Here is a 2,428-nt window from a genome sequence, read left to right as displayed (position 1 = left end):
GGCAGGATCACCCGCATGCCCCAGCCGTTCCCCCACCTCAGCCGCCGCCAGGCGCTCCAGACCGCGGTCGCCGCCCTCGTGGCCCTCGGCCTGCTCCTGTGGTGGCTGCTCCCGCTGGGCGAGAACCCCCCGGCCGGCACGATCACGTTCAGTACGGGCACTAAGGCGGGCGTCTACCAGAAGTACGGCCGGCTCCTCCGCGACGAGATCCACAAGGACATGCCGGACCTCAAGGTCGAACTGGAGACCAGCGCGGGCTCCCAGGAGAACGTCAGACTCGTGGCGATCGGAAAGTCCGACTTCGCCATCGCCGCGGCCGACGCCGTGGAGACCTACCAGCAGAACGGCGGCCCCGGCGCCGACCAGCTCCGCGGCCTGGCCCGCCTCTACGACGACTACGTACAGCTCGTCGTCCCCGCGGACTCGGACATCCATACCGTCGCCGACCTGAAGGGCAAGCGCGTCTCCACCGGCGTCCGCAACTCCGGCGTACGGCTGATAGCGGACCGCGTCCTCAGGGCCGCCGGCATCGACCCGGACAAGGACATCCAGCCGAGGGCGGAGGGCATCGACACCGGCCCCAAGCTCCTCGGCCACGGCCTGGACGCGTTCTTCTGGTCCGGCGGCCTGCCCACCGACGGACTCAAGCAGCTGGCCGAACGCTCCGCCTTCCGCTTCGTCCCGATCCAACCGTCCCTGGTGGCGAAGCTGCACGCCGAGGGCGAGCCGACCCGCTACTACCGGGCCACCAACATGCCGGCGTCGGCGTACCCGTCCGTCCAGAACAACACGACCGTCCCGACGATGGCCGTCTCCAACCTGCTGATCACCCGCAAGGACATGGACCCCGAGCTCACCGAGTGGCTCACCCGGACCGTGATCAAGAGCAGGGACGGCATCGGCCGGGACGTCCACTCCGCCCAGCTGGTGGACGTGCGCACGGCGATCTACACCGACCCGGTCCCCCTCCACGAGGGCGCCCGCCGCTACTACCGCTCGGTCAAGCCGTAGGACGGCTGCGCGGCACGGACACGGTGACGACCAGCCCGTGCGGCTCCTGGTGGCCGTACGAGATCGACCCGCCCCCCGCGGCCAGCAGTGCCCGCGAGATGGACAGCCCGAGGCCGGAGCCCTTGATGTTCTGATGCCGCCCGCTGCGCCAGAAACGGTCGCCGACACGCGCGAGTTCCTCGTCGGTGAGCCCGGGTCCCCGGTCGGCGACGACGACCGTCGAGGTGTCCCCGTCCGCGGCGACCGTGACTTCCACCGTCTCGTCCTTCGGCGTGAACTTGAGCGCGTTGTCGATGACGGCGTCGAGGGCGCTGGAGAGGGTCACGGGGTCGGCCCAGGCGGTGGTGGGCGGACAACTCCCCACCAGGCGGACCCCCTTGGCCTCAGCGGTCGGCGTCCACGCGGCGACGCGCTCGGCCGTGAGCTCCCCGATGTCGGTGACGCTCAGGTCGGCCTCGGTGTGCTCGGCGAGGGCGAGGTCGAGGAGATCGTCGAGGACCTGGGCCAGCCGTTTGCCCTCCGCCTGCACGGAGGCGATCTCGGTGTTCCCCTCGGGCAGCTCGAAGGCGAGCAGCTCGATGCGCAGCAGCAGTGCGGCGAGCGGGTTCCGCAACTGGTGGGAGGCGTCGGCGACGAAGGCCCGCTGCTGCTCCAGCACGTCCTCGACGTTGTCCGCCATTTCGTTGAACGACTTGGCCAGGCGCCTGAGTTCGGGCGGCCCGCCGGCCACCGCCACCCGCGACTTGAGCCGCCCGGTGGCGATGTCGTGGGTCGTGGCGTCGAGGACCCGTACGGGCCGGAGCACCCAGCCGGTCAGCCGGAGCGCGGCGCCGACGGCCAGCAGCATGGCGGCGAGTTCGCCCGCGAAGATGACGAGCCAGTCGTGCAGGATCCGCGAACGCATCGGCCCGGTGGGCGAGTCGGTGACGACGACCGCGACGACGTCACCGTCCCGGATCACCGGCGAGGCGACGACCAGCCGGCCCCGCTGCCAGGGCCACACCTGCTGGGGGTCCTGGCTGCGGCGGCTGAGGAGGGCCTCGCCGAACGCGTCGCGCACCTCACCCTCCTTGGGGAGGAACCATCCGCGGGGCGCGGTGGCCATGGGCACGTCACCGTCGTAGAAGACACCGACGCGGATGCCGTAGACCTTGTAGTAGCTGGCGAGTTCGCTCTCCAGGGTCTCCAGGCGCTCGTCGGAGGAGCCGGTGACGAACTGGGCGAGCGCGGCGAAGTGCGCGGTGTCGTCGATCCGGTCGACGACGACCTTCTGCTGCTGCGCGGAGGCCACCCCGATGGCGAGCGGCACGCCCAGGGCCAGGAGCACGGCCGCCATGAGCACGATGAGCAGCGGAAGAAGCCGAGTACGCACGACGCCTACGCCCCGCCCCGGACCCGCGGGCCCGCGCAGAAGCCC

General features: G+C 71.3%; 2 protein-coding genes. One reads left to right on the top strand and one right to left on the bottom strand.

Translation table 11 applies throughout. The features are described from left to right. The first annotated feature begins 15 nt into the window (after positions 1 to 15). The gene (locus EHS43_RS42605) at positions 16 to 1,011 is read left to right on the top strand and encodes a TAXI family TRAP transporter solute-binding subunit (protein WP_125195825.1); all 996 of its coding nucleotides are present in this window, start codon (positions 16 to 18) and stop codon (positions 1,009 to 1,011) included. On the opposite strand, the gene EHS43_RS42600 is transcribed toward EHS43_RS42605, so the two are convergent. After that, a complete protein-coding gene (locus EHS43_RS42600) occupies positions 1,001 to 2,383 on the bottom strand; it encodes a HAMP domain-containing sensor histidine kinase (protein ID WP_125195824.1) in 1,383 nt (460 codons plus the stop codon). The two genes, EHS43_RS42605 and EHS43_RS42600, sit on opposite strands and share 11 nt — an antisense overlap. Between the last annotated feature and the right edge of the window lie 45 nt (positions 2,384 to 2,428).

The sequence above is a fragment of the Streptomyces sp. RP5T genome, assembly GCF_003933965.1.
Lineage (GTDB): Bacteria > Actinomycetota > Actinomycetes > Streptomycetales > Streptomycetaceae > Streptomyces.
Note: the sequence above shows the minus strand (reverse complement) of the source record. Positions and strands in the feature narration are given on the sequence as shown.

Coding starts and splice junctions, on each gene's coding strand:
- EHS43_RS42605 (WP_125195825.1), top strand. CDS start 16: ATGCCCCAGCCGTTCCCCCACCTCAGCCGCCGCCAGGCGCTCCAGACC.